This window comes from Streptomyces sp. NPDC051636 (assembly GCF_044453765.1).
Classification (GTDB): Bacteria; Actinomycetota; Actinomycetes; order Streptomycetales; family Streptomycetaceae; genus Streptomyces.
In genome coordinates this window covers 14,037-33,224 of sequence record NZ_JBITDA010000004.1, presented here as the reverse complement: position 1 = coordinate 33,224, position 19,188 = coordinate 14,037, and the positions used below count along the sequence as shown (strand labels likewise).

The 19,188-nt window shown below is 72.4% G+C and carries 19 protein-coding genes, 1 tRNA gene and 2 pseudogenes; 7 read left to right on the top strand and 15 right to left on the bottom strand.

Annotated elements, in window-relative coordinates:
* Positions 1-30: 30 nt before the first annotated feature.
* The 3 genes from ACIBBH_RS09710 to ACIBBH_RS09700 are packed head-to-tail and all read right to left on the bottom strand — an operon-like array spanning position 31 to position 3,451.
* On the bottom strand, positions 31-1,206 hold the full coding sequence (locus ACIBBH_RS09710; protein ID WP_399403709.1) for an amidohydrolase family protein: 1,176 nt from the start codon (positions 1,204-1,206) through the stop codon (positions 31-33).
* A gap of 2 nt (positions 1,207-1,208) precedes the next feature.
* Positions 1,209-2,612 carry a glutamine synthetase gene (locus tag ACIBBH_RS09705; RefSeq protein ID WP_399403708.1) on the bottom strand — a complete coding sequence of 468 codons (1,404 nt, stop codon included), beginning with the start codon at positions 2,610-2,612 and terminating at the stop codon, positions 1,209-1,211.
* A gap of 41 nt (positions 2,613-2,653) precedes the next feature.
* On the bottom strand, positions 2,654-3,451 hold the full coding sequence (locus ACIBBH_RS09700) for an SAM-dependent methyltransferase (RefSeq protein ID WP_399403707.1): 798 nt from the start codon (positions 3,449-3,451) through the stop codon (positions 2,654-2,656).
* Between the two features lie 209 nt (positions 3,452-3,660).
* On the opposite strand from ACIBBH_RS09700, the gene ACIBBH_RS09695 reads away from it, so the two are divergent.
* On the top strand, positions 3,661-4,524 hold the full coding sequence (locus ACIBBH_RS09695; protein ID WP_399404026.1) for a Cof-type HAD-IIB family hydrolase: 864 nt from the start codon (positions 3,661-3,663) through the stop codon (positions 4,522-4,524).
* 372 nt (positions 4,525-4,896) lie between these two features.
* Here the strand turns inward: ACIBBH_RS09695 and ACIBBH_RS09690 are convergent, their stop codons facing one another.
* The 5 genes from ACIBBH_RS09690 to ACIBBH_RS09670 form a co-directional block, all read right to left on the bottom strand.
* Positions 4,897-5,550, bottom strand: coding sequence for an endonuclease (locus ACIBBH_RS09690; protein ID WP_399403706.1), 654 nt, complete (start codon positions 5,548-5,550; stop codon positions 4,897-4,899).
* Positions 5,551-5,552: 2 nt separating this feature from the next.
* On the bottom strand, positions 5,553-5,897 hold the full coding sequence (locus tag ACIBBH_RS09685; protein ID WP_399403705.1) for a DUF3140 domain-containing protein: 345 nt from the start codon (positions 5,895-5,897) through the stop codon (positions 5,553-5,555).
* Positions 5,898-5,952: 55 nt separating this feature from the next.
* A complete protein-coding gene (locus ACIBBH_RS09680; protein ID WP_399403704.1) occupies positions 5,953-6,438 on the bottom strand; it encodes a Dps family protein in 486 nt (161 codons plus the stop codon).
* Positions 6,435-6,710, bottom strand: coding sequence for a WhiB family transcriptional regulator (locus ACIBBH_RS09675; protein WP_399403703.1), 276 nt, complete (start codon positions 6,708-6,710; stop codon positions 6,435-6,437). The genes ACIBBH_RS09680 and ACIBBH_RS09675 overlap by 4 nt, the downstream gene beginning before the upstream one ends.
* A 61-nt stretch (positions 6,711-6,771) precedes the next feature.
* On the bottom strand, positions 6,772-7,593 hold the full coding sequence (locus ACIBBH_RS09670) for a lysophospholipase (protein WP_399403702.1): 822 nt from the start codon (positions 7,591-7,593) through the stop codon (positions 6,772-6,774).
* Between the two features lie 132 nt (positions 7,594-7,725).
* Between ACIBBH_RS09670 and ACIBBH_RS09665 the strand changes: the two genes are divergently transcribed.
* Both ACIBBH_RS09665 and ACIBBH_RS09660 read left to right on the top strand, forming a co-directional pair.
* Positions 7,726-8,913 (top strand): thiolase family protein, encoded by a 1,188-nt coding sequence (locus ACIBBH_RS09665; RefSeq protein WP_399404025.1) that lies wholly within the window; start codon positions 7,726-7,728, stop codon positions 8,911-8,913.
* 85 nt (positions 8,914-8,998) lie between these two features.
* Positions 8,999-9,771, top strand: a pseudogene (locus ACIBBH_RS09660) (sulfite exporter TauE/SafE family protein).
* Here the strand turns inward: ACIBBH_RS09660 and ACIBBH_RS09655 are convergent.
* Entirely contained in the window at positions 9,760-10,587 is an 828-nt protein-coding gene (locus tag ACIBBH_RS09655) for an HAD-IIA family hydrolase (RefSeq protein WP_399403701.1), read from the bottom strand. The pseudogene ACIBBH_RS09660 and the gene ACIBBH_RS09655 overlap by 12 nt on opposite strands.
* A gap of 90 nt (positions 10,588-10,677) precedes the next feature.
* Between ACIBBH_RS09655 and ACIBBH_RS09650 the strand changes: the two genes are divergently transcribed.
* A complete protein-coding gene (locus ACIBBH_RS09650) occupies positions 10,678-11,472 on the top strand; it encodes a cobalt-precorrin-6A reductase (protein WP_399403700.1) in 795 nt (264 codons plus the stop codon).
* A gap of 72 nt (positions 11,473-11,544) precedes the next feature.
* Here the strand turns inward: ACIBBH_RS09650 and cobF are convergent, their stop codons facing one another.
* Both cobF and ACIBBH_RS09640 read right to left on the bottom strand, forming a co-directional pair.
* Positions 11,545-12,315, bottom strand: coding sequence for a precorrin-6A synthase (deacetylating) (gene cobF / locus ACIBBH_RS09645; RefSeq protein WP_399403699.1), 771 nt, complete (start codon positions 12,313-12,315; stop codon positions 11,545-11,547).
* 56 nt (positions 12,316-12,371) lie between these two features.
* A complete protein-coding gene (locus ACIBBH_RS09640) occupies positions 12,372-12,875 on the bottom strand; it encodes a DUF309 domain-containing protein (RefSeq protein WP_399403698.1) in 504 nt (167 codons plus the stop codon).
* Positions 12,876-12,978: 103 nt separating this feature from the next.
* On the opposite strand from ACIBBH_RS09640, the gene ACIBBH_RS09635 reads away from it, so the two are divergent.
* From ACIBBH_RS09635 to ACIBBH_RS09625, 3 genes and pseudogenes are all read left to right on the top strand, one after another.
* Positions 12,979-13,052: transfer RNA gene (locus tag ACIBBH_RS09635), tRNA-Pro, on the top strand.
* Between the two features lie 325 nt (positions 13,053-13,377).
* Positions 13,378-13,866 (top strand): annotated as a pseudogene (locus ACIBBH_RS09630) (aldo/keto reductase); the annotation flags it as partial.
* Positions 13,867-13,922: 56 nt separating this feature from the next.
* On the top strand, positions 13,923-14,747 hold the full coding sequence (locus ACIBBH_RS09625) for a DUF427 domain-containing protein (RefSeq protein WP_399403697.1): 825 nt from the start codon (positions 13,923-13,925) through the stop codon (positions 14,745-14,747).
* Between the two features lie 246 nt (positions 14,748-14,993).
* On the opposite strand, the gene ACIBBH_RS09620 is transcribed toward ACIBBH_RS09625, so the two are convergent.
* The 4 genes from ACIBBH_RS09620 to ACIBBH_RS09605 form a co-directional block, all read right to left on the bottom strand.
* On the bottom strand, positions 14,994-15,884 hold the full coding sequence (locus ACIBBH_RS09620; protein WP_399403696.1) for a carbohydrate ABC transporter permease: 891 nt from the start codon (positions 15,882-15,884) through the stop codon (positions 14,994-14,996).
* Complete coding sequence (locus ACIBBH_RS09615) at positions 15,881-16,861, bottom strand: carbohydrate ABC transporter permease (protein ID WP_399403695.1); 981 nt, start codon at positions 16,859-16,861, stop codon at positions 15,881-15,883. The genes ACIBBH_RS09620 and ACIBBH_RS09615 overlap by 4 nt, the downstream gene beginning before the upstream one ends.
* Positions 16,858-18,171 carry an ABC transporter substrate-binding protein gene (locus ACIBBH_RS09610; protein ID WP_399403694.1) on the bottom strand — a complete coding sequence of 438 codons (1,314 nt, stop codon included), beginning with the start codon at positions 18,169-18,171 and terminating at the stop codon, positions 16,858-16,860. Before ACIBBH_RS09610 ends, ACIBBH_RS09615 begins: the two co-directional genes overlap by 4 nt.
* A 211-nt stretch (positions 18,172-18,382) precedes the next feature.
* Positions 18,383-19,168 (bottom strand): GntR family transcriptional regulator, encoded by a 786-nt coding sequence (locus ACIBBH_RS09605; protein WP_399403693.1) that lies wholly within the window; start codon positions 19,166-19,168, stop codon positions 18,383-18,385.
* Positions 19,169-19,188 lie beyond the last annotated feature (20 nt).

The following is a 19,188-nucleotide window of genomic DNA, read 5'->3' as shown; positions in this document are numbered from 1 at the left end:
TACTTTCCGGAGATCGGGAATGGCGTGTCCTCAGTCACAGGCACGGCCGGGCGGGAGTGGCTCCGACCCGGGCAGTCCGTACACGTGGCGGGCGTTGTCGCGCCCCGTCCAGGCGGCGATGCGCAGGGCGTCGGGCAGGCTCAGCTCGTCGGCGTCCACGCGGTCCGTCAGCAGCGCGGCCAGCCCCTGGCGGAAACACAGCGCGCCGAGGTGGTGGAATTCGGCCACTCCGTAGGCGTCTGAGCTGTACAGGAGTTTGCGGAACGGTGTGATCTCCAGGGCCTCTTCCAGGATCGCCCGGGAGCGGGCCGGGCCGGCGTGGTGGAGGGCCAGTCCCACGTCGAGGTACACCTGCTCGAACACGGCGGCCAGATAGGCGGCCTGTCGCTGGTAGGGCCAGCAGTGCAGCAGCAGTACCGGGACCGTGCCCGAGGTCAGGTGCAGCCAGTCCGTCAGGAGGGCGGGGTCGGCCCGGTGCAGCCGGATGTCGCGGTCCCCGAAGCCGGTGTGCAGTTGCAGGGGCAGGCCGAGGCCGACGGCGGTCCACAGCAGGTGGCGTACGAGGACCGGGTCGGCCAGCCGGCCGCCGTGCGTCAGCCAGCGCCGGGCCGCCTCGGTGACCTCGGCGTCGGCGGGCCGCGCCGGGTCCAGGGCGAAGCCGGTGCGGTAGGCGGCCACGGACTTCACCGCCACCACCCCCGGCCGGCGTACGGCGGCCTCCGCCGCCGCCCGGAAGGCGGTCGCGTACTCGCCCGCCTCCACGCCCCGCGCGGCCACCGACTCGGCCACCTCCTCCAGCCGTACGACCTCGTACGCCCTGCCGCCGGCGCTGTCCGCCAGCTCCTGCGGGGAGGTGACGGGGTGCGGGGCGTACCCGGTGTCCACACAGAACACCTCGGCCCCCGCCGCCGCGAGGAACCGCCGGTTGACCTCCCGCCAGCCCAGAGCGGTCCGCCGGGCCAGGTAGTCGGCGGCGGGCGCGTGCCGGGGCAGGTCCAGCAGGGGAGCGCAGTGCCGGCGTACGGCCACGCCGGCGGGCGTGTCGAAGGGGGAGACCCCGCTGCCGGGCCGGGCCTCGCCCTCGGTGAGCAGCGAGGCGAACTCCTCGGGCCCCAGGTCGGCGGTGACGGCGCCGTGGCAGTGGTGGTCGACCAGAGGCAGAGCGGCGAGGGCCTCCTGGACCGGTCCGGACACGCGGCCGCCCATGCTCAGTACTTCCACCGGTAGGCCGCCGCGACCCGGGCGTCGTCCAGCCCGTCGACCGCCGCCGCCTCCCCGAGACGCACGGCGGTCACCGCGTCGGCCAGCACCGGGCCGAGCGCGGCGCGCAGCACCTCGTCCGTGCGGAACTCGGCGACGGCCTCCGGCAGCGAGACCGGCAGCCGGCGCACGCCCCGCGCCGCGGCCTCCTCGGCGGCGAACCGGGCCGGGTCCCCGGTGATCTCCTCGGGCAGGGCCGCCGCCGAGGTCACGCCGTCGAGCCCGGCGGCGATGACGCAGCCCAGGGCGAGGTACGGGTTGGCGGCCAGGTCGACGGGCTTGACCTCGAGGTTCGCCGACTGCCGCTGGTGGCCCGCCGTACCGGTGACGACGCGCACCGCCGCCTCGCGGGTCTCGCGGCCCCAGACGGTGAACACCCCCGCCCACCGGGAGGGTTTGAGGCGCAGGTAGCTGGCCGGGCTGGGCGCGGTCACGGCCGTCAGTGCGGGCAGGTGCGCGAGGATCCCGGCCGCGAACGACTCCGCCTCGGCCGTCATGCCGTACCGGCCCGGACCCCCGGCGTGCAGGTTCACCCCGTCGCGCCAGGCGGAGAGGTGGAGGTGGCCGCCGTTGCCGACGCCCTCGGCGGACACGGTCGGGGCGAAGGAGACGCGCAGGCCGTGCCGCTGGGCCACCGCCCGGATGGTCTGCCGTACGAGCACGCTCCGGTCGGCCGCCGCCACCGGGTCCAGCGCGCCCACCGACAGCTCGAACTGCCCGGCCGCGTACTCGGGATGCAGCTGTTCGACGTCGATGCCCTGGACCGCGCAGGCCGCGAGCAGGTCGGCGGTGTACTCGCTCAGCTCCACCTGCCGGATCGCGCCGTACGCCGGGCCGGACACCGCCGGGACGAACTCCCCGTCCGGCGCCGGGTCCAGGCCGACGGCCCACTCGGTCTCGACGGCCGCGCGGAAGGCGATGCCGTGCCGTTCGGCGGCGTCCGTGACCATCCGGCGCAGGAACGTGCGGGCGCACCCCGGATGCCGCTCGCCCTCCTGCGTGATCCGGTCGACCGGGGCCCACGCCCAGCCGGGCTGCCCGGCCAGGACCGCCAGGTGGTCGAGGTCGGGGTAGAGGCGCAGATCGCCGTCCGGGGAGCCGAGGACGTCGGTGGTGACGATGGAGTCGTTCGCCAGGAAGGTGTCGAAGACCGGGGACATGCCGACGCCCCAGGCCGCCGCCGCGGCCAGCCGGGCCGCCGGGACCGTCTTCACCCGGCCGATGCCCGCGGTGTCGACATAGGCCAGCACGATGCCGTGCACGCCCCGCCCGGTCAGTTCGGCGGCGAGCGCGGTGGCCCGCTGGACGTCGCCGGGGCGCCCGCCGGGCACGGGGTCGGCCAGGGTGGTCATCCGTTCTCCTCGTCGACGGGTGAGGCCGTACGTGGTCGGGATCAGGGTTTCACGGCCACCGCGCCGAACTGCGGTACCACGGCGGGGGAGCCGGGCCCGGCACGCCACTGGGAGCAGGGCACCAGGCCGGGTTCGAGCAGCTCGAGGCCGTCGAAGAAGGCGGCGACCCGGGCGCGCTCGCGGGCGGTGACCGACGGGGTGGCGTGCTCGTTCCAGAACCGCATCGCCGCCTCGTTGCCCGCGCCGCCCAGCTCGTTGTCGCAGGTGGGGTGCGTCAGCGCGAGGAAGCTGCCCGAGGGAACCGCCGCCATGACCCGGCGCACGACGTCCCGCGCCGTGTCGTCGTCCAGGACGAAGTTCAGGATGCCCAGCATCATCACCGCGACCGGCCGGGTGAGGTCGAGGGTCTCGGCCGCCCGCCGGACGGGGGTGTCCGGATCACGCACGTCTGCGTCGACGTAGTCGGTGACGCCCTCGGGTCCGCTGATGAGCAGGGTACGGGCGTACATGAGCACGATCGGGTCGTTGTCCACGTAGACGATCCGCGCCTCGGGCGCGATGCCCTGGGCGATCTCGTGGGTGTTCCCCACCGTCGGCAGCCCGGTGCCGATGTCCAGGAACTGCCGCACCCCGCGCTCCCCGGCCAGGAAGCGCACCGCCCGCCCCAGGAACTCCCGGTCCGCGCGCGCCACGTCCCGGATCACCGGCAGCATCCCGGCGACCTGCTCGCCGACCCGCTGGTCGACCGCGTAGTTGTCGCGGCCGCCGATCCAGTAGTTCCAGACCCGCGCGGCGTGCGCCACGGACGTGGTCACTTCCGCCGATCCGCCCTCGCTCACGTCGCCGCCCTCCGCCCCCTGCGACTGTCCGCGTGTGACTGTCCGCGGCCATTGTGCCGCCCGGTGATCGCGCTGTCCGGGGAATCGGCGGACCGGGGGGATCCGCGTCCCGGAGGACCCGCGAGGAACCCGGCCGGCCGGGTTCCGGGCCCGTACGCCCCATGAGGAACACTGGTCCCCGTACGCCCGACCCCGACCGGAAGCAGGACATGCCCGCCACCCCCGCGTCCCTCCTCACCGGCCCCGGCCTCCCGGACGGCTCCGCCGGCATCCGGCTCGTCGTCACCGACATGGACGGCACGCTCCTCGACGACGCCAAGCGGATCCCCGAGGGCCTGTGGCCGATGCTGGGCGAACTGCGCAGGCGCGGGGTGCTGTTCAGCCCGGCGAGCGGCCGCCAGTACGCCACGCTGGCCCGGCAGTTCGCCGAGGCGGCCGATGGGATGGTGTTCATCGCGGAGAACGGCACCTACGTGGTACGCGACGGCGTGGAGCTCAGCTCGGACCCGCTGGACCGGTCGGTCGTGGCCGGTCTCGCGCGGACCGTGCGGCGGCTGGTGGCGGGCGGCGTGGACGTGGGCGCCGTCGTCTGCGGCAAGCGGTCCGCCTACGTCGAGCGGACCGACGAGGCCTTCCTGGCCGAGGTCCGCCAGTACTACGTGGAGCACCGGATCGTCGAGGACGTCACCGCCGTCGACGACGACGTCATCAAGGTGGCCCTGTTCGACTTCGGCCCGGCCGAGCGGAGCACCGCCCCCGCGCTGGACGCCTTCTCCGCCACCCACCAGGTCGTGGTCTCCGGCGAACACTGGGTCGACGTCATGAACCCCACCGCCAACAAGGGCGCCGCCCTGCGCGGACTCCAGCGTGAACTGGGCATCACGCCCGCGCAGACCATGGTGTTCGGCGACTACCTCAACGACCTGGAGATGCTGGACGCCGCCGAGTGGTCCTTCGCCATGGCGGGCGCCCACCCGGAGGTCATCCGCCGGGCCCGCCACCTGGCCCCGTCCAACAACGACAACGGCGTACTGCGCACCATCGCCCGGGTGCTGGGCATTCCCGAGGTCTGAGGCCCCGCGGCGGGGGCGTGGCGAGGGCGTCCGGCTGCGGTTGTCCGGGCGCCTTCAGCGCGGCGCCGGACGGCCGCGACAGGGCCGGACACCCGGCGCGGGCCGAGGACGTGCGCGGCGGCGGTGGGACCGGCGGCGGTCGCGGCAGCCAGTGCCCCGGCAGGCACCGTTCGCCCCTCAAGGAGCGGCGTCCTGGGGGAGCGTGCCGGGCGAGTCGGACGGTGGGCTTGCGCCCGACCGCGCCGTACAGGGAGACCGGACCCTCCCCGTCGGGCTCGCCCCGCCACTGCGAGACGGAGACGATCCCCGGCTCCAGAAGATCGAGTCACTTGAAGAAGCTGCCGAACTCGCTCTGCGAGCAGTCCGACACCGTCACGCGGCGCGGCGGAGGCTGTCTTCGGTCACCTGCTTGTCCAGGGCGGCGCGCACCAACGCGGCGGCGAGCACGGCGGGTTCGGTGTCACCGGCGAGGCCGAGCAGCCGCCCGGGATCCTTCGGCAGGCCCAGCCGCTCCGCGCCCGACAGCGCCTTGCCGTCCAGGTACGGCGCCACTTCCGGCCACACCCGCTGCGCCTCGCGCAGGAAGATGTCGGCGCCCGCGGGACCCAGTCCCGGTATCTCCTGCAGCAGTCGCCTCAGTTCGCCGGCGTCGCCGTCCGCCTCGGCGCGCATCCGGCGCAGGTCGCCACCCCACCGCTCGGTCAACAGCTCGGCACCGTCGCCGAGTTGGGTGGCGGTGCGCTCGTCGTAGCGCCGGTAGCCGCCCCGGCCCAGCGCGTCCACCCGGACCTGCCAGTCGGCGCCGGCCATGCGGCGCGGGGTGTCGAGGCCCGACTCGTGCAGGGCGCGGGCGGCGGCCACCGCGACCGAGGCGCGGATCCGGGCGCTGAGCAGGACGGCCAGGACCAGCAGCCGGTACAGTGGCTGCGGGGTGTCCTTCAGGCGGATGCCCGCCTCCTCCGCGTACGTCCGCCCGTACGCGGAGACCAGCTCGGCGAGGATCCGCCCGGCCCGTGCGCGGTCCATGGCTACGGCTTGAGCGGATCGTGGCCGAGGGTCATCAGCTGGTGCCGGCGGCGCGTGTCCTCGGGTGTCCGCTCCGGCTCCGGCTCGTTCTCCAGATCCACCAGGTCGGTGACCCGGTCCACGACCCTGTGCATCACGCGGATGTCGTCGTCGGTGAGGTCGGTGCGCCGCTTCTGCAGGATCGCCAGCACGTGCTGCCCGGTGGGCGTGCCCGCCTCCTCCGGCAGCGGCTCCGCGTTCTCGTCGGCGTCGCGCACCCGCAGCCAGGCGGCCAGTTCCTGCGAGGTCATGTTCACGACGCGGTGGAAGTCCTCCCACAGCGCGTCGAGTTCGAGGGCGTCGGCCATGCCGTGTCCCCTTCCGTACGTACGTGTGGTTCAGCGCGCGGGTGTCCCGCGCCGCTCACCGGTCGTCGCGGGGCCAGTTCTCGGCCTCGAACATCCAGCGCTGCTTCTCCAGGTCGGCGGTGATGCCGATCAGCAGGTCCTGGGTGACCGGGTCGGCCTTCTCGGTGGCGTCGATCCGCTCGCGCAGCCGCCCGACCGCCGCCTCCAGCGACTCGACCAGCAGCTGTACGACCTCCGTGTCGCGCAGCCAGCCGTCCTTGGTGCCCGGCAGCGCGAACGTCGCGGCGATGGTCTCCGGCCGCCCGTCCGGCGCCACGCCCAGCGCGGCGGCGCGCTCGGCGACCGTGTCGGCGTAGCCGCGCGCCGCCGCCACCACTTCGTCGAGCTGGAGGTGGATCGACCTGAACCGCGGTCCCACGATGTTCCAGTGCGCCTGCTTCCCGATCAGTGACAGGCCCAGCAGGTCCACGAGGGTCTCCTGCAGGGCGTTGCCGGTGACCCGCAGCGCCTCCTCGGGCAGCGTGCTCTTCACCACGGTCATAGGGCGCTTCTCCCTTTCTCGAGCTCTCCGAGGTATCGGTCGTTCCTGGACGCACGGAGCAGTGCGTCGCGCTCCTCCTCGCAGGTCCCGCCCCAGACGCCGGAGGTCTGGCCGTTCGCCAGCGCGTACGCCAGACACTGGGTGACCACCGGGCAACGGGCGCAGACGCGCTTGGCGGCGGTGACGTCCCGCAGCGCGGGTCCGGTCGTGCCCACCGGGAAGAACAGTTCGGGGTCCTCACCCACGCAGGCGGCACTGCGCAACCACTCCATGGGGGCGCGGGTGCCCCGGGCACACACGCGCAAACGCGGTGCTGAACGGGCCTGACACGCGCTAGCCACGGCCCGGCTCCGCGAGCACGCCGTCGAGGAAACGGGTGAGGTCCGCGAAGACCTCGGCGCGGTTGGTCTCGTGGAACACCTCGTGCCGGGCCCCGGCGTAGATCCGCTCGGCCGCCCGGCCCCCGGTCAGCCGTTCGACGCCGGGACGGCTGCCGGGCAGCGGGACCAGCCGGTCGTCGTCGCCGTGCAGCCACAGCACCGGGAGCGGGCCCACGTCACCGCCCTTGTCGACGGTCTCCAGGGTCCGTACGAACGCCTCCAGCGTCGGCCGCTTCATCGGGCCGTGCCAGATCAGCGGATCGGCGGTGTACGCGGCACCCACCGCCGGATCGCGGGAGAGCGCGGCCGGGCTGACCGGGGTGTCCGGGATCTCGGGGAGGGCGAGGAGCCGGCCCGGCAGCTCCCAGGCGCCGATCACCGGCCCGGACAGCACGAGTGCGGCGAGCCCGTCGCCGTACCGCTGGGCGTAGCGGGCGGCGATCAGGCCGCCCATGGAGTGGCCGACGAGGACCAGCGGCACACCGGGGTGCGCGGCGCGGGCGAGGGCGGCCACGGTGTGGACGTCGGTGACCACGTCCTCGAAGTCCTCGATCACCACCCGCTCACCGGCCGACTTGCCGTGACCGGTGTGGTCGGGCCCGAACACGGCCGCGCCGTGCCCGTTGAGGACACCGGCCGGCTCCGCGTACCGGCCGGCGTGCTCGCCGTACCCGTGCACCACGACGACGGCGTAGCGGGGACGGGGGTGCGGCCACTCGCGCGCGGTGATCGTGCCCCGGGTCCCGGCGAGGACGTGCTCGCGGGCGTCGGCCATGTCTCCTCCAGCTGCGTCGGTGATGGTCCCCGGGGGATCTTCCCAGCGCGCCGGCCGGCGGTCTATAGTCCAAAACTAGCGGTGCTAATTAATTCAGTGCTGATCCACAGCGTCGTCGGTCAGGAGATCCTCGTGCGTCCCGTCCACTTCGCGGCCGCCCGCCGCACCCCCATCGGCAAGCTGCGCGGAGCCCTGTCCTGCGTGCGCCCCGACGACCTGGCGGCGACGGTCATCCGCCACCTGGTGGCCGACGTGCCCTCACTCGACCCGGCCCGGATCGACGACGTCTACTGGGGCGCCGCCAACCAGGCGGGCGAGGACAACCGCAACGTCGCCCGCATGGCCGCCCTGCTCGCGGGCCTGCCCGAGACCGTGCCCGGCGCCACGGTCAACCGGCTGTGCGCCTCCGGTCTGGAGGCGGTCACCCTCGCCGCCCGCACCGTCGCCGCCGGCGAGGCCGACATCGTGGTCGCGGGCGGCTCGGAGTCGATGAGCCGCGCCCCCTTCGTGCTGCCCCGCCCCGACGAGGCCCTGCCGCACCGCATCGAGACCGCCGACACCCGCCTCGGCTGGCGCCTGGTCAACCCGGCGATGAAGGACCTGCACGCCCTGCTGTCCATGGGTGAGACCGCCGAGGAGGTCGCCGAGCGGTACGGCATCCCGCGCGCACGCCAGGACGAGTTCGCCCTGCGCAGCCACCAACTGGCAGCCGCCGCCCGCAAGAACGGCCACTTCGACGACGAACTCCTGCCCGTCGAGCGCCCCGACGGCGTGGTCGTCGACGCCGACGAGTGCGTCCGCGAGGACACCTCCTACGAGAAGCTGTCCAGGCTGAAGCCGGTCTTCCGCGAGGGCGGCACGGTCACCGCCGGCAACGCCTCGCCGATGAACGACGGCGCGGCCGGACTGCTGCTGGTCAGCGAGGAGGCCCTCAACGAGCTGGGCCTGGAGTCCCTCGGCCGCTACGTCGCCGGCGCCTCGGCGGGGGTGCACCCCGACGTGATGGGCATCGGCCCGGTCCCCGCCACCCGCAAGGCGCTCGCCCGGGCCGGCTGGGAGGTCGCCGACCTCCAGGAGGCCGAGTTCAACGAGGCCTTCGCCGCCCAGGCCCTCGCCTGCGTCGACCAGCTCGGCATCGACCCCGACCTGGTCAACCCGACCGGCGGCGCGATCGCCCTCGGCCATCCGCTGGGCTGCTCCGGCGCCCGCATCCTGACCACGCTGCTGCACCGCATGCGCCGTACGGGGTCGCGGCGGGGGCTGGCGACGATGTGTGTGGGGGTGGGTCAGGGGAGCGCGGTGCTGGTCGAGAGGCATTAGCATCGTCCAACCCGTCCGGGGGCCGGGGCCATCTGGCGAGACGGTGCTTACGGCGCCAGATGCATGCACATAGCATCGGCCCGGCATGAACACGATGACGCTCTGGCACATTTCCGGGTGGGGGTTCGCCGCGCTCGCCTTCGCGGCGCTGCTCGTCGGCTTCTCCAAGACCGCCGTCAGCGGGGCCAACACCGTCAGCCTCGCCGTCTTCGCGGCGGTGCTGCCCGCCCGCGCCTCCACCGGCGTGCTGCTGCCGGTCCTGATCGCGGGTGACGTGCTGGCCGTCCTCACCTACCGGCGCCACGCCCACTGGCCCACCCTGTGGCGGCTGTTCCCGGCGGTGGCGGCCGGGGTGGTCATCGGCACGCTGTTCCTGATGCGGGCCGACGACGGAATCGTACGGACCTCGATCGGTGCGATCCTGCTGCTGATGGCCGCGGTCACGCTGTGGCGGCGGCAGCGGGCCGAGACGGAGGAGGAGCCGGATTCGGTCGGCACCCGGGCGGGCCGGGTCAAGGCCCGCTCGTACGGCGTTCTCGGCGGCTTCACCACGATGGTCGCCAACGCGGGCGGCCCGGTGATGTCGCTGTACCTGCTGTCCGCGGGCTTCAGGAAGCTGGGCTTCCTGGGAACCTCGGCGTTCTTCTTCCTGATCGTGAACGTGTCCAAGGTGCCCTTCAGCGCCGGCCTCGGCCTGATCGACGGCCGCTCGCTGCTCCTCGACGCGGCGCTCGCCGTGTTCGTCGTGCCGGGTGCCCTCGTCGGCACATGGGCTGTGAACAGGATCAACCAGCGGCTGTTCGAGCACTGGTGATCGCGGCGACGATCGCGGGCGGCGTCCAGCTGCTACTGCGGTAGCCCCAGAAGCGCGGGCAGGTCCGCGAACGAGTCCAGAACATGGTCCGGCGTGCCGTTCGCCTGCGCGTGCGTCTCGGGCAGGTACTTGCCGGTCTTCACCAGCACGCCGGTGATCCCGGCACGCTGGGCCGCGAGCACGTCCGACTCGATGTCGTCGCCGACCATCAGCGCCCGGTCCGCGCCCACGCCCAGACGTCCCAGCGCCGCTTCGAAGAACGCCGGTGACGGCTTGCCGGTGACCTCAGCCTCGACCCGCGCGGCCCGCTCCAGCCCCAGCAGGAAGGCCCCGGAGTCCAGCTGCAGCCCGGCGGCGGTCCGCCAGTACAGGTTGCGGTGCATGGCGACCAGCCGCGCCCCGCGCTGGAGGTGCCCGAAGGCCCGGTTGAGCGCCGCGTAGCCGAACTCCGGTCCGGCGCCGCCGACGATGACGACGTCCGGGGCGGTGCCGGAACCGCCGGCGTCCTCGGCGTCACCGCTGTCCCCGGCGCCTTCGTCGACCAGCTCCACCCCCTCCAGGTCCTCCCCGATGTCGCCGCTGTTCAGCAGCGAGCAGCGCGCCCCGGGGTGGTGCTCGGCGAGGTGGGCGGCGGTGACCGCGGGCGCGGTGAGGACGTCCTCGGCGGTCACGGGGAAACCGGCGCCCGAGAGCGTCTCGGCGATCGAGGCCCTGGTCCGGGAGGTCGTGTTGGTCACCAGCGCCACGGCGAGCCCCGCCTCCCGGATCTCCCGCAGCGCCTCCACCGCACCCGGCAGCGGTTCCCACGACACGGTGAGCACTCCGTCGATGTCGATCAGCAGGGCACGCAGGGATTCCATGCCTGGACGATAGCGATCCGGCGGGCGGACCGGCCCGTACGACATCGACCTGGCGGTCATCCGGCCGGCAGGCCCCCGTACGCTGACGCCATGTCCGCGCACGCCTCGGCTCCGCACGCCACGGCCCCGCACGTCCTCGTCCTCGGCGGCAGCACGGAGGCCCGTCGGCTGGCCGCCGCGCTGACCGCGCGTGGCGGCCTGCGGGTCACCACGTCCCTGGCCGGACGGGTGGCCCGGCCCGGCAACGTGGACGGGGAGGTGCGCATCGGCGGTTTCGGCGGGGCGCAGGGGCTTGCGGACTGGCTCCGTGAGCATCACGTGGACGCCGTCGTCGACGCCACCCACCCCTTCGCCGCCGGTATCACCGCCCACGCGGCGCGGGCCACGGCGGCGACCGGGCTCGAACTGGTGGTCCTGCGGCGCCCGGGCTGGCGGCCCGCCCCCGGCGACCGCTGGCACCCGGTGCCCTCACTCGGCGCGGCGGCCGACGCGCTGCCCGTCCTGGGCCGCCGGGTCTTCCTCACCACCGGCCGCCTGGGCCTCGCGGCCTTCGCGCACCTGACCGGCCTGCACTTCCTCGTACGGTCGGTGGAGCCCCCCGAGCCGCCGATGCCGCCCGACGCCGAGATCCTGCTGGCCCGCGGCCCGTTCACGGTCGCCGGCGAACGGGATCTGCTGCGCGGCCACCGCGTCGACGTACTGGTGACCAAGGACAGCGGGGGAGAGGCGACGGCCGCCAAACTGACGGCCGCGCGTGAACTCGGGCTGCCCGTGGTCGTCGTACGACGACCCCCGCTGCCGGAGGGCGTGACCGCGCTGCCCGACGTGGCGGCCGTACTCGCGCGGCTGGACGGGCTGGAGCGGCTGGGCCCCAGCCGGCCGTGACCGAGGCCCGCAGCCGGTCGACCGCGCACCCGCGAGGGAACGGGCCGCACGAGTGTCCGGGCGAGCCGTGCCTCACTCCCGCCGATGCCGGCGCAGCAGATACGTGTCCATGATCCAGCCCTTGCGCTCCCGGGCCTGCGCCCGCAGGCGCTCGATGCGGGGGGCGGCCTCGGCGATCGGACCGGAGACGAGGATCTCGTCCGGGGTGCCGATGTAGGCGCCCCAGTAGATGTCGATGTCGTCGCCCGCGTACTGCCGGAAGGTCTGGTGGACGTCGAGCATCACCACCACGTCGTCCACGCCCTCCGGAAAGCCTTCGGCCAGCCGCCGCCCGGTGGTGATCTGCACCGGCCGGGCGACCCGGTTCAGCCCCGTGCGGTGCCGGGCGACCAGCGCCGAGACGCTGCTGATGCCGGGCACGACGTCGTACTCGAAGGCCACGTTGCCCCGCTCCAGAACCTCTTCCAGGATCCCGAGCGTGCTGTCGTACAGCGCGGGGTCCCCCCACACCAGAAAGGCACCGGTCTGGCCGTCGCCCAGCTCCTCGCCGATCAGCCGCTCGTAGATGCCGGCACGGGCACTGCGCCAGTCCCCGACGGCGGGGGAGTACGCGGCGCCGCCCGCGCTCCGGTCCCGTTCCGGGTCCCGGGCCTCGACGAGCCGGTACGACCCGTCCGGCATGTGTGCGTCGAGCATGTCCCGGCGCAGCCGGGTGAGGTCCGACTTCACCTCACCCTTCTCGAGAAGGAAGAACACGTCCGTGTCCCGCAGAGCCTTGACCGCCTGCAGGGTCAGCTGGTCGGGGTCGCCCGCGCCGATACCGATGACATGAATCTTTCGCACGCCCCCGAGTCTGCCGCATGCCACTGACCGTGCGTGCACCGCCTCCGCACGCGCCGCTACGACGGCCCGGCGCCCCGCAGCCGAGGCGCCCGCGCCCGCGCGTCGACCGGTCCACCGCCCCGTTCCACGGCCTCGGCCAGCTCCGACGCCCAGCCGACGACCCCGGCGAGATCGATGCCGTACGGCTGCCGCTCCCCGCTGCCGGCCGCCCACTCCTCGACGGCGGCCGCCCCGCGCCTGAGCAGCCGCGCCCCGCCGGCCGCGTTCCCCCGGGCCGCGTGCGTGAGCCCCACGGCCAGCTGCGCCAGCCCCCGCCACAGCGCGCGCTCACTGTGCGGACCCGACTTCCAGGCGTCCTCGAAGACCTCGTGCGCGTGGAACGGCTTGCCCGCCGCCAGCAGCGCCTGCGCCTCACCGACGGTCTCCTCCGGGGTCCGCACCACCCCCTCGGGCTGCCGTGACACCCCCTGCGCGCCGTACGGCAGGGGCCGCCCCAGCCCGTCCCGCGGGCGCGCGTTCCGCGCCCGCCCCTCACTGTCCCGGTCCCGGCTGCTGCCCATACGCCCGATTCTCCCCCGGCCCGGGCGCCCCCTTCGGCCGACCCCCCGGCGTACGGTAAAGTGCTGTCCGCGCGATCACACGGCTCACCGTGGATGGGCGCACCGGGACGTGGCGCAGCTTGGTAGCGCACTTGACTGGGGGTCAAGGGGTCGCAGGTTCAAATCCTGTCGTCCCGACTGCTGGAGCAGTTGGCCGAGAGGCCGTATCGGGTATCCCGATGCGGCCTTTTCGCTGTTTCGGCGCCCGGCGCCGACGTCCTCGGCATCCCCGTCACCGAGAGCACCGGCACCCGCGCGATCACCCGTGTCGTCCGTGATCACGGGGACCGGCCCGGGGTGGCAGAGAGGGGCCACCGCGGCAACGGCGTCACCCTGCTGCTGTACGACACCGAGCGCGAAACCGCGCTGCTGACCCGGCAGTTCCGCTTCCCCCGCCTCAGCTTCTGCGCCGCCGCCTACGGTCCCGCCACCCGCACCCACGAGGGCGGCGGCCTGGCGGATCAACCACGCCGTGTGGCGGGTGGAGCGGGCCCGTGCCCTTGCCGCCGCGGCGGGCCTGCCCGGCTATGAGGTGCTCCAGTACGAGCACAGCTTCCTCAGGCCTCGCACCGACGTACCGGGCGACCTCTTCCCGGACGGCAGCCTCGGCGGCGCCGACGCACAGCTGATCGACTACCTGCGCGCCGAGCCGGACCTGACCCTGGTCGCCTACTCGCCGCTCCTGAAGGGCGCCTACACCCGCCCGGAGAAGCCGCTGCCGCCCGGCTACGACCACCCCGGCACCCCCGCCCGGCTCGCGGCCCTGAAGGACGTGGCCCGCGAGACCGGCGCGACCCCGGGCCAGGCGGTGCTGGCCTGGCAGCTGGGCGGTCCGCTGCCGGTCGTCCCGCTCGCCGGGGCCTCGTCGGTGGCCCAGCTGGAGGAGAACCTCGCCGCCGTGGACCTGGAACCCAGCGAGGAGCAGCGGGCCCGCCTGGACGCCGCGCACTGAGCGCGCTGCCGGCCCGCCGCCGACGTAGGCTCCTTCAAGAGCCCAAGGAGCGGGTCATGACCACACTTCCTACCGCCCATTCCGTCCGCACCACCCGGGAGGGCTTCCTGTGGGAGTCCAGCGACCGCTGGGTGCGCGGGGTGAAGGGCGAGGTCACCGTCGTGGACAGCCGGCATCCCGTACTCGTGTGGGAGCCCGGACTGCCCGTACCGCAGTACGCCTTCCCGCGCGAGGAGGTGCGCGAGGACCTCCTCCGCCCGGCGGCGCACCCCCCGACCGGCGCCCATGCCGGGTCGCGGGTCTTCTACGACCTCGACGCCGGCGGGGACCTGCTGCGGAACGCGGCCTGGACGTACCCCGGCCGCGAACTCGCCGGGCACATCACCTTCGCCTGGTTCCAGAACAAGGGCCCGGGCCTCGATCACTGGTACGAGGAGGAGGAAGAGATCTTCGTCCACCCCCGTGATCCGCACAAACGCGTCGACGCCCTGCCCAGCAGCCGCCACGTCGTGGTCGAGATCGACGGCACGGTGGCGGCGGACACCCGGCGCCCGGTACTGCTGTTCGAGACCGGGCTGCCCACGCGGTTCTACCTCCCCCGCGAGGACGTCCGCCTCGACCTGCTGGAGCCCACCGGCCACAGCAGCAGGTGCCCGTACAAGGGCGTCGCCGAGTACTGGTCCTGGCGGGCCGACGCGGACGTGCCGGGCAACATCGTCTGGAGCTACCCGGACCCCCTGCCCGCGGTGGGAGCGGTCAGGGGGCTCCTCGCCTTCTACAACGAGGCCGTCGACATCACGGTGGACGGCGAACACCGCCGGCGCCCGGTCACCCTGTTCACCTGGGCCCTGTTCGACAGGCCCGAGCCCAGCGCCCCCTAGCCCTCCGCGCGCGGCTCCCGCACGACCGCGACGTCACCCGGGCCGGCGTGACCGAGCCCGCGGTCTCCTTGCCGGTGAGGAGCTCGGTGGCGCCCACCGGGACCGGGATCTCGGCGCCCGCGCAGGTTGGGGCTCCAGGACTGCCGGCCCTCCTCGTGGACGCGCGCGGTGCGCCGGTCCACGAGGGCCGAGGCGACCGGGGTGCAGGGGTGGTGCTCGGGGATCCCTTTCACGGAAACAGGGGCCTCAGCCCTTGTTGGCGCCCAGCGTCAGACCGCTCACGAACTGGCGCTGCAGCACGAAGTACACGATCAGCGTCGGGATCGCGGTGAGCAGGGCGCCCGCGGCGACCAGGTTGGGGTCAGTGAAGTACTGCCCGGACAGGTTGTTCAGCGCCGAGGTGATCGGCATGTTCTCGCCGGTCGAGATCAGCACGATGGCCCAGAAGAAGTCGTTGTAGATCCAGATGGACAACAGCGTCGCCAGGGCCGCCATCGCCGGCTTGCACAGCGGCAGCACGATCTGCCAGTACATCCGCCACACGGACGCGCCGTCGACCAGCGCGGCCTCGGTCAGCTCGTGCGGCAGCATCCGCATGTAGTTGCTCAGCACGAAGGAGCAGAACCCGGACTGGAACGCCATGTGGATGAGTACCAGGCCGAGGGCGGAGTCGTACAGCTTGCCGCTGACCGTGATGCCGGGCAGGTTCACGAGCAGGTACATGCGGTACAGCGGGGTGATGATGACCTGCTGCGGCAGCAGGTTGCCGGCCGTGAACACCAGCAGCAGGAACAGGTTGAGCCGGAAGTCGAAGCGGCTGACGTAGAACGCGACCATCGACGACAGCAGCAGCGTCAGCAGTACGGCCGGCACCGCGATCAGCAGCGTGTTGCCGAAGTAGTGCATCATGTCGGACTGCTGGAAAGCGTTCGTGAAGTTGTCGAAGCTCAGCTTGTCCGGCCAGGAGACGTAGCCCTCGGCGCTGGTCTCCGAGTACGGCCGCAGGGCCGCGAACAGCGCCCACAGCAGCGGGCCGAGCCAGGCCAGCGAGGTGACGACGAGGAACACGTGCAGCAGCACCCTCGCCGGGCGGACGGGGGTGCGCTGCTTGCCGGGCGCGGCGGTGGGGGTGCTCATGCGCGCCGCTCCTTCCGGAAGGTGGCGATCAGGTACGGGATGATCACCGCGAGGGAGATCACCAGCAGGACGACGGCGATCGCCGATCCGTATCCGATCCGGCTCGACTCTCCGATGATGTTGTTCGTCACCAGGATGGACAGCAACTCGGTGCCCTGGGCGCCCTTGTTGAAGACGAACACCAGGTCGAAGGCGCGCAGGGCCTCGATGATGGTGACGACCAGGACGACGGTGTTGGTGGGCCGCAGCGTCGGGAAGACGACGTTCTTGAACGTCTGCCACTCGTTGGCGCCGTCCAGCGCCGAGGCCTCCCTGAGGGACGGGTCGACGCCCTTCAGACCGGCCAGGTAAAGGATCATCATGTAGCCGGTGTGCCGCCAGGAGGCGGCGACCAGGACGGCCCACAGGTTGAGGTGCGGGTCGCCGATCCAGTCGATGTAGTGGCCGGGCTTGTTGGCCCCGGCGAGGCTGTTGATCAGGCCCGTGTCGGGGTTGTAGACGAGCTGCCAGACGAAGCCGGTGACCGCCAGCGACACCACGACCGGGAGGAAGAACGCCGTCTGGTAGACGCGGCTGAAGCGGATCTTCTTGTCCAGTTGGACGGCCAGGAAGAGACCGAGCGGGGTCGGTATCAGGATGAGCACGACGAACCAGATGACGTTGTGCTCGACGGCCGGCCAGAACTGCGGATTGCCGGTGAACAGGTCCTTGAAGTTCTGCAGCCCGACCCACTTGATCGAGCCGAAGCCGATGCCGTCCCAGGTGGTGAAGGCCAGCGCGATCGAGGCCAGGGCCGTCAGCCACACCAGGGCGACGTGCAGAATCGTCGGCACGCCCGCCATGAGGGCGAGCGTGACGCGGTCACGGCGGGTGAGCAGGCGCCGGTGGCCCTGCGCGACCCGCTTCTTGGCGGATGCGGTCCCCGAAGGCCGCTCGGGAGCCGCCTCCGGGGACTTCGTGGGGGTGTCGGTGGTCATGAGGAGGCGAAAATCGTCTTCTTCTGGCGCTCGACGGACGACAGGATGCTGTCGACGCCCTTGGGGTCACGGATGAACTTCTGCAGCGCGGGCTGCATCACCGTCGAGGTGAAGTCGGGCCGGCTGTCGCGGTCCATGAACTGGGTGAGGCTCTTGGCCTCGCTGATCATCGTGTACGCCTTCTTCTGCAGCGCCGTGTACGAGGAGGTGTCCGCCTTGCTGGAGGCGGCCACCACGCTCGAGTCGGCCTTGAGGTAGACGGCCTCGGCCTCGGGGGTGCCCAGGTACTCCATCAGCTTGACGACGCCCGCGTGGTTCTTCGGGCTCCTGCTGACCATGAAGCCGTCGGTGGGGGCCTCGACGGTGTCCTGGCCGTACGACGAGTTGATCTCCGGGAAGGCGAAGAAGTCCAGGTCGTCCAGGTCGGCCTTGTTCGTGAACTGCTGCGCCACGAAGGAGCCCAGCACGTACATGCCGGCCTTCTTCGACACCAGGGTCTGCGCCGCGTCCTGCCAGGTACGGCCGACGGCGCCGTCCTGGTGGTAGGGCAGTAGCTCCGCCCAGTGGTCGAAGACGGCCTTCACCTTGGCGTCGGTCCACGACTCCTTGCCCGCCATCAGGGACGTGTGGAAGTCGTAGCCGTTGAGGCGGAAGTTGATCTGGTCGAAGGTGCCCATCGCCGGCCAGGCGTCCTTGTCGCCGAAGGCGATCGGGACCAGGCCGTCCTTCTTCATCTGCTTGGCGAGGGCGACCAACTGGTCCCAGTTGGTGGGTACTTCGTAGCCGTGCTGCCTGAAGACGCTCTTGCGGTAGAAGACCGCCCACGGGTATGTGTACAGCGGCACGAAGTAGTACTTGCCGTCCTCGCCCCTGCTGAGCTTCTTCATGGCGTCGGGGAAGTTGTCCCCGATCTTCGCCCACACGTCGTCGATAGCGCTGGCCAGGCCCTTCGCCGCGAAGAACTGCATGCGGTAGCCGGCGAACCAGGTGAAGACGTCGTCCGGCGTGCCCTGCAGGTAGGAGTTGATCTGCTCCTGGAAGGTGTTGTGGTCCTTGGTGTTGACGTCGACCTTGATGCCGGACTGCTTGGTGAAGGCCGCGTAGATCTGGGCGAACGCCTTCTTCGGCACCGCGTCCGAGGAGTTGGAGCCGAGGGTGACGGTCTTCGGGTCGGAGGACGAGCCGCTGCCGCCACAGGCGGACAGCAGGGGTACGCCGGCGCCGGTGAGGAGGGCGGCTCCGCCTACTCCGCGGAGCAGGGAACGGCGGCTGGGGCCCGGAACGGACAGACCGGACGGGGAGTGGCGCATGGCGGCTCCTGAGAAGGCAGGGCTCGGACAAGGGGAGAGCCGGCCTCCGAAAGGTGCTCGAAACCGATCAGAAACCAACTCGACCGAACATCGTGGGCGTAATAACAGCCCCATGTCCGCTCATGCGTCAATAGCTTCCGTCCGTCTCGTGCGTCTCTTGCCCGAAACGTAATCGACACGGCCACCAGCGACTTCGTTCACAAAGTGACAGTCACGGCCTGACCAGCAGCTGGAAGTCGAAGGCGTACCGCGACGCCCGGTAGACGTGCGACCCGTACTCGACCGGGCGACCCGTGTCGTCGTACGCCGTGCGCTGCATGGTGAGCAGGGCCGCGCCCTCCTTCTCGTCGAGCCGGACGGCCTCCTCGGCGGTGGCGCGGCGGGCGCCGATGGTCTGCCGGGCGCTGTGCAGGGTGATCCCGGCTGAGCGCATCATCCGGTACAGACCGGTCGACTCCAGTCGGCCGCTGTCGAGTTCGAGCAGGGTGGCGGGCAGGTAGTTGCACAGGAACGCCACCGGTTGGCCGTGTGTGAAGCGCAGCCGTTCCAGGATCGTGACCTCGCCGCCCTCGGCCACGCCGAGCGCGGCGGCGACGTCCGCGGTCGCCGGGACGCGCTCGTTGCGCAGCACCCGCGTGGTCGGGTCCTGCCCGGCCGACTCCAGGTCGTCGTAGAGACTGCTGAGCTCCAGGGGCCGCTTGACCTGGCTGTGTACGACCTGTGTGCCGACGCCCCGGCGGCGCACCAGCAGCCCCTTGTCCACCAGGGACTGGATCGCCTGTCTGACCGTCGGCCGGGACAGGCCCAGCCGGACGGACAGGTCGATCTCGTTGCCCAGCAGGTTGCCCGGGGCGAGCGCCCCGTGCTCGATCGCCGCCTCCAGTTGCTGCGCGAGCTGGTGGTACAGCGGCACCGGACTCGTCCGGTCCAGGGCGAAGTCGACGCGGTCGAGCGCGGAGACGGTCACGGGACGGGCGCGGTCACCGGTCCTCGCCATCGGGAGACCTCCTTCGGGGT

What these genes read in the sequence shown, in the direction of transcription:
- ACIBBH_RS09710 (WP_399403709.1), bottom strand. Translation starts at nt 1,206, where the DNA reads ATGGGCGGCCGCGTGTCCGGACCGGTCCAGGAGGCCCTCGCCGCTCTG.
- ACIBBH_RS09705 (WP_399403708.1), bottom strand. Translation starts at nt 2,612, where the DNA reads ATGACCACCCTGGCCGACCCCGTGCCCGGCGGGCGCCCCGGCGACGTC.
- ACIBBH_RS09695 (WP_399404026.1), top strand. Translation starts at nt 3,661, where the DNA reads ATGCCCGCCACCCCCGCGTCCCTCCTCACCGGCCCCGGCCTCCCGGAC.
- ACIBBH_RS09690 (WP_399403706.1), bottom strand. Translation starts at nt 5,550, where the DNA reads ATGGACCGCGCACGGGCCGGGCGGATCCTCGCCGAGCTGGTCTCCGCG.
- ACIBBH_RS09685 (WP_399403705.1), bottom strand. Translation starts at nt 5,897, where the DNA reads ATGGCCGACGCCCTCGAACTCGACGCGCTGTGGGAGGACTTCCACCGC.
- ACIBBH_RS09680 (WP_399403704.1), bottom strand. Translation starts at nt 6,438, where the DNA reads ATGACCGTGGTGAAGAGCACGCTGCCCGAGGAGGCGCTGCGGGTCACC.
- ACIBBH_RS09675 (WP_399403703.1), bottom strand. Translation starts at nt 6,710, where the DNA reads ATGGAGTGGTTGCGCAGTGCCGCCTGCGTGGGTGAGGACCCCGAACTG.
- ACIBBH_RS09670 (WP_399403702.1), bottom strand. Translation starts at nt 7,593, where the DNA reads ATGGCCGACGCCCGCGAGCACGTCCTCGCCGGGACCCGGGGCACGATC.
- ACIBBH_RS09655 (WP_399403701.1), bottom strand. Translation starts at nt 10,587, where the DNA reads ATGGAATCCCTGCGTGCCCTGCTGATCGACATCGACGGAGTGCTCACC.
- ACIBBH_RS09650 (WP_399403700.1), top strand. Translation starts at nt 10,678, where the DNA reads ATGTCCGCGCACGCCTCGGCTCCGCACGCCACGGCCCCGCACGTCCTC.
- ACIBBH_RS09640 (WP_399403698.1), bottom strand. Translation starts at nt 12,875, where the DNA reads ATGGGCAGCAGCCGGGACCGGGACAGTGAGGGGCGGGCGCGGAACGCG.
- ACIBBH_RS09625 (WP_399403697.1), top strand. Translation starts at nt 13,923, where the DNA reads ATGACCACACTTCCTACCGCCCATTCCGTCCGCACCACCCGGGAGGGC.
- ACIBBH_RS09620 (WP_399403696.1), bottom strand. Translation starts at nt 15,884, where the DNA reads ATGAGCACCCCCACCGCCGCGCCCGGCAAGCAGCGCACCCCCGTCCGC.
- ACIBBH_RS09615 (WP_399403695.1), bottom strand. Translation starts at nt 16,861, where the DNA reads ATGACCACCGACACCCCCACGAAGTCCCCGGAGGCGGCTCCCGAGCGG.
- ACIBBH_RS09610 (WP_399403694.1), bottom strand. Translation starts at nt 18,171, where the DNA reads ATGCGCCACTCCCCGTCCGGTCTGTCCGTTCCGGGCCCCAGCCGCCGT.
- ACIBBH_RS09605 (WP_399403693.1), bottom strand. Translation starts at nt 19,168, where the DNA reads ATGGCGAGGACCGGTGACCGCGCCCGTCCCGTGACCGTCTCCGCGCTC.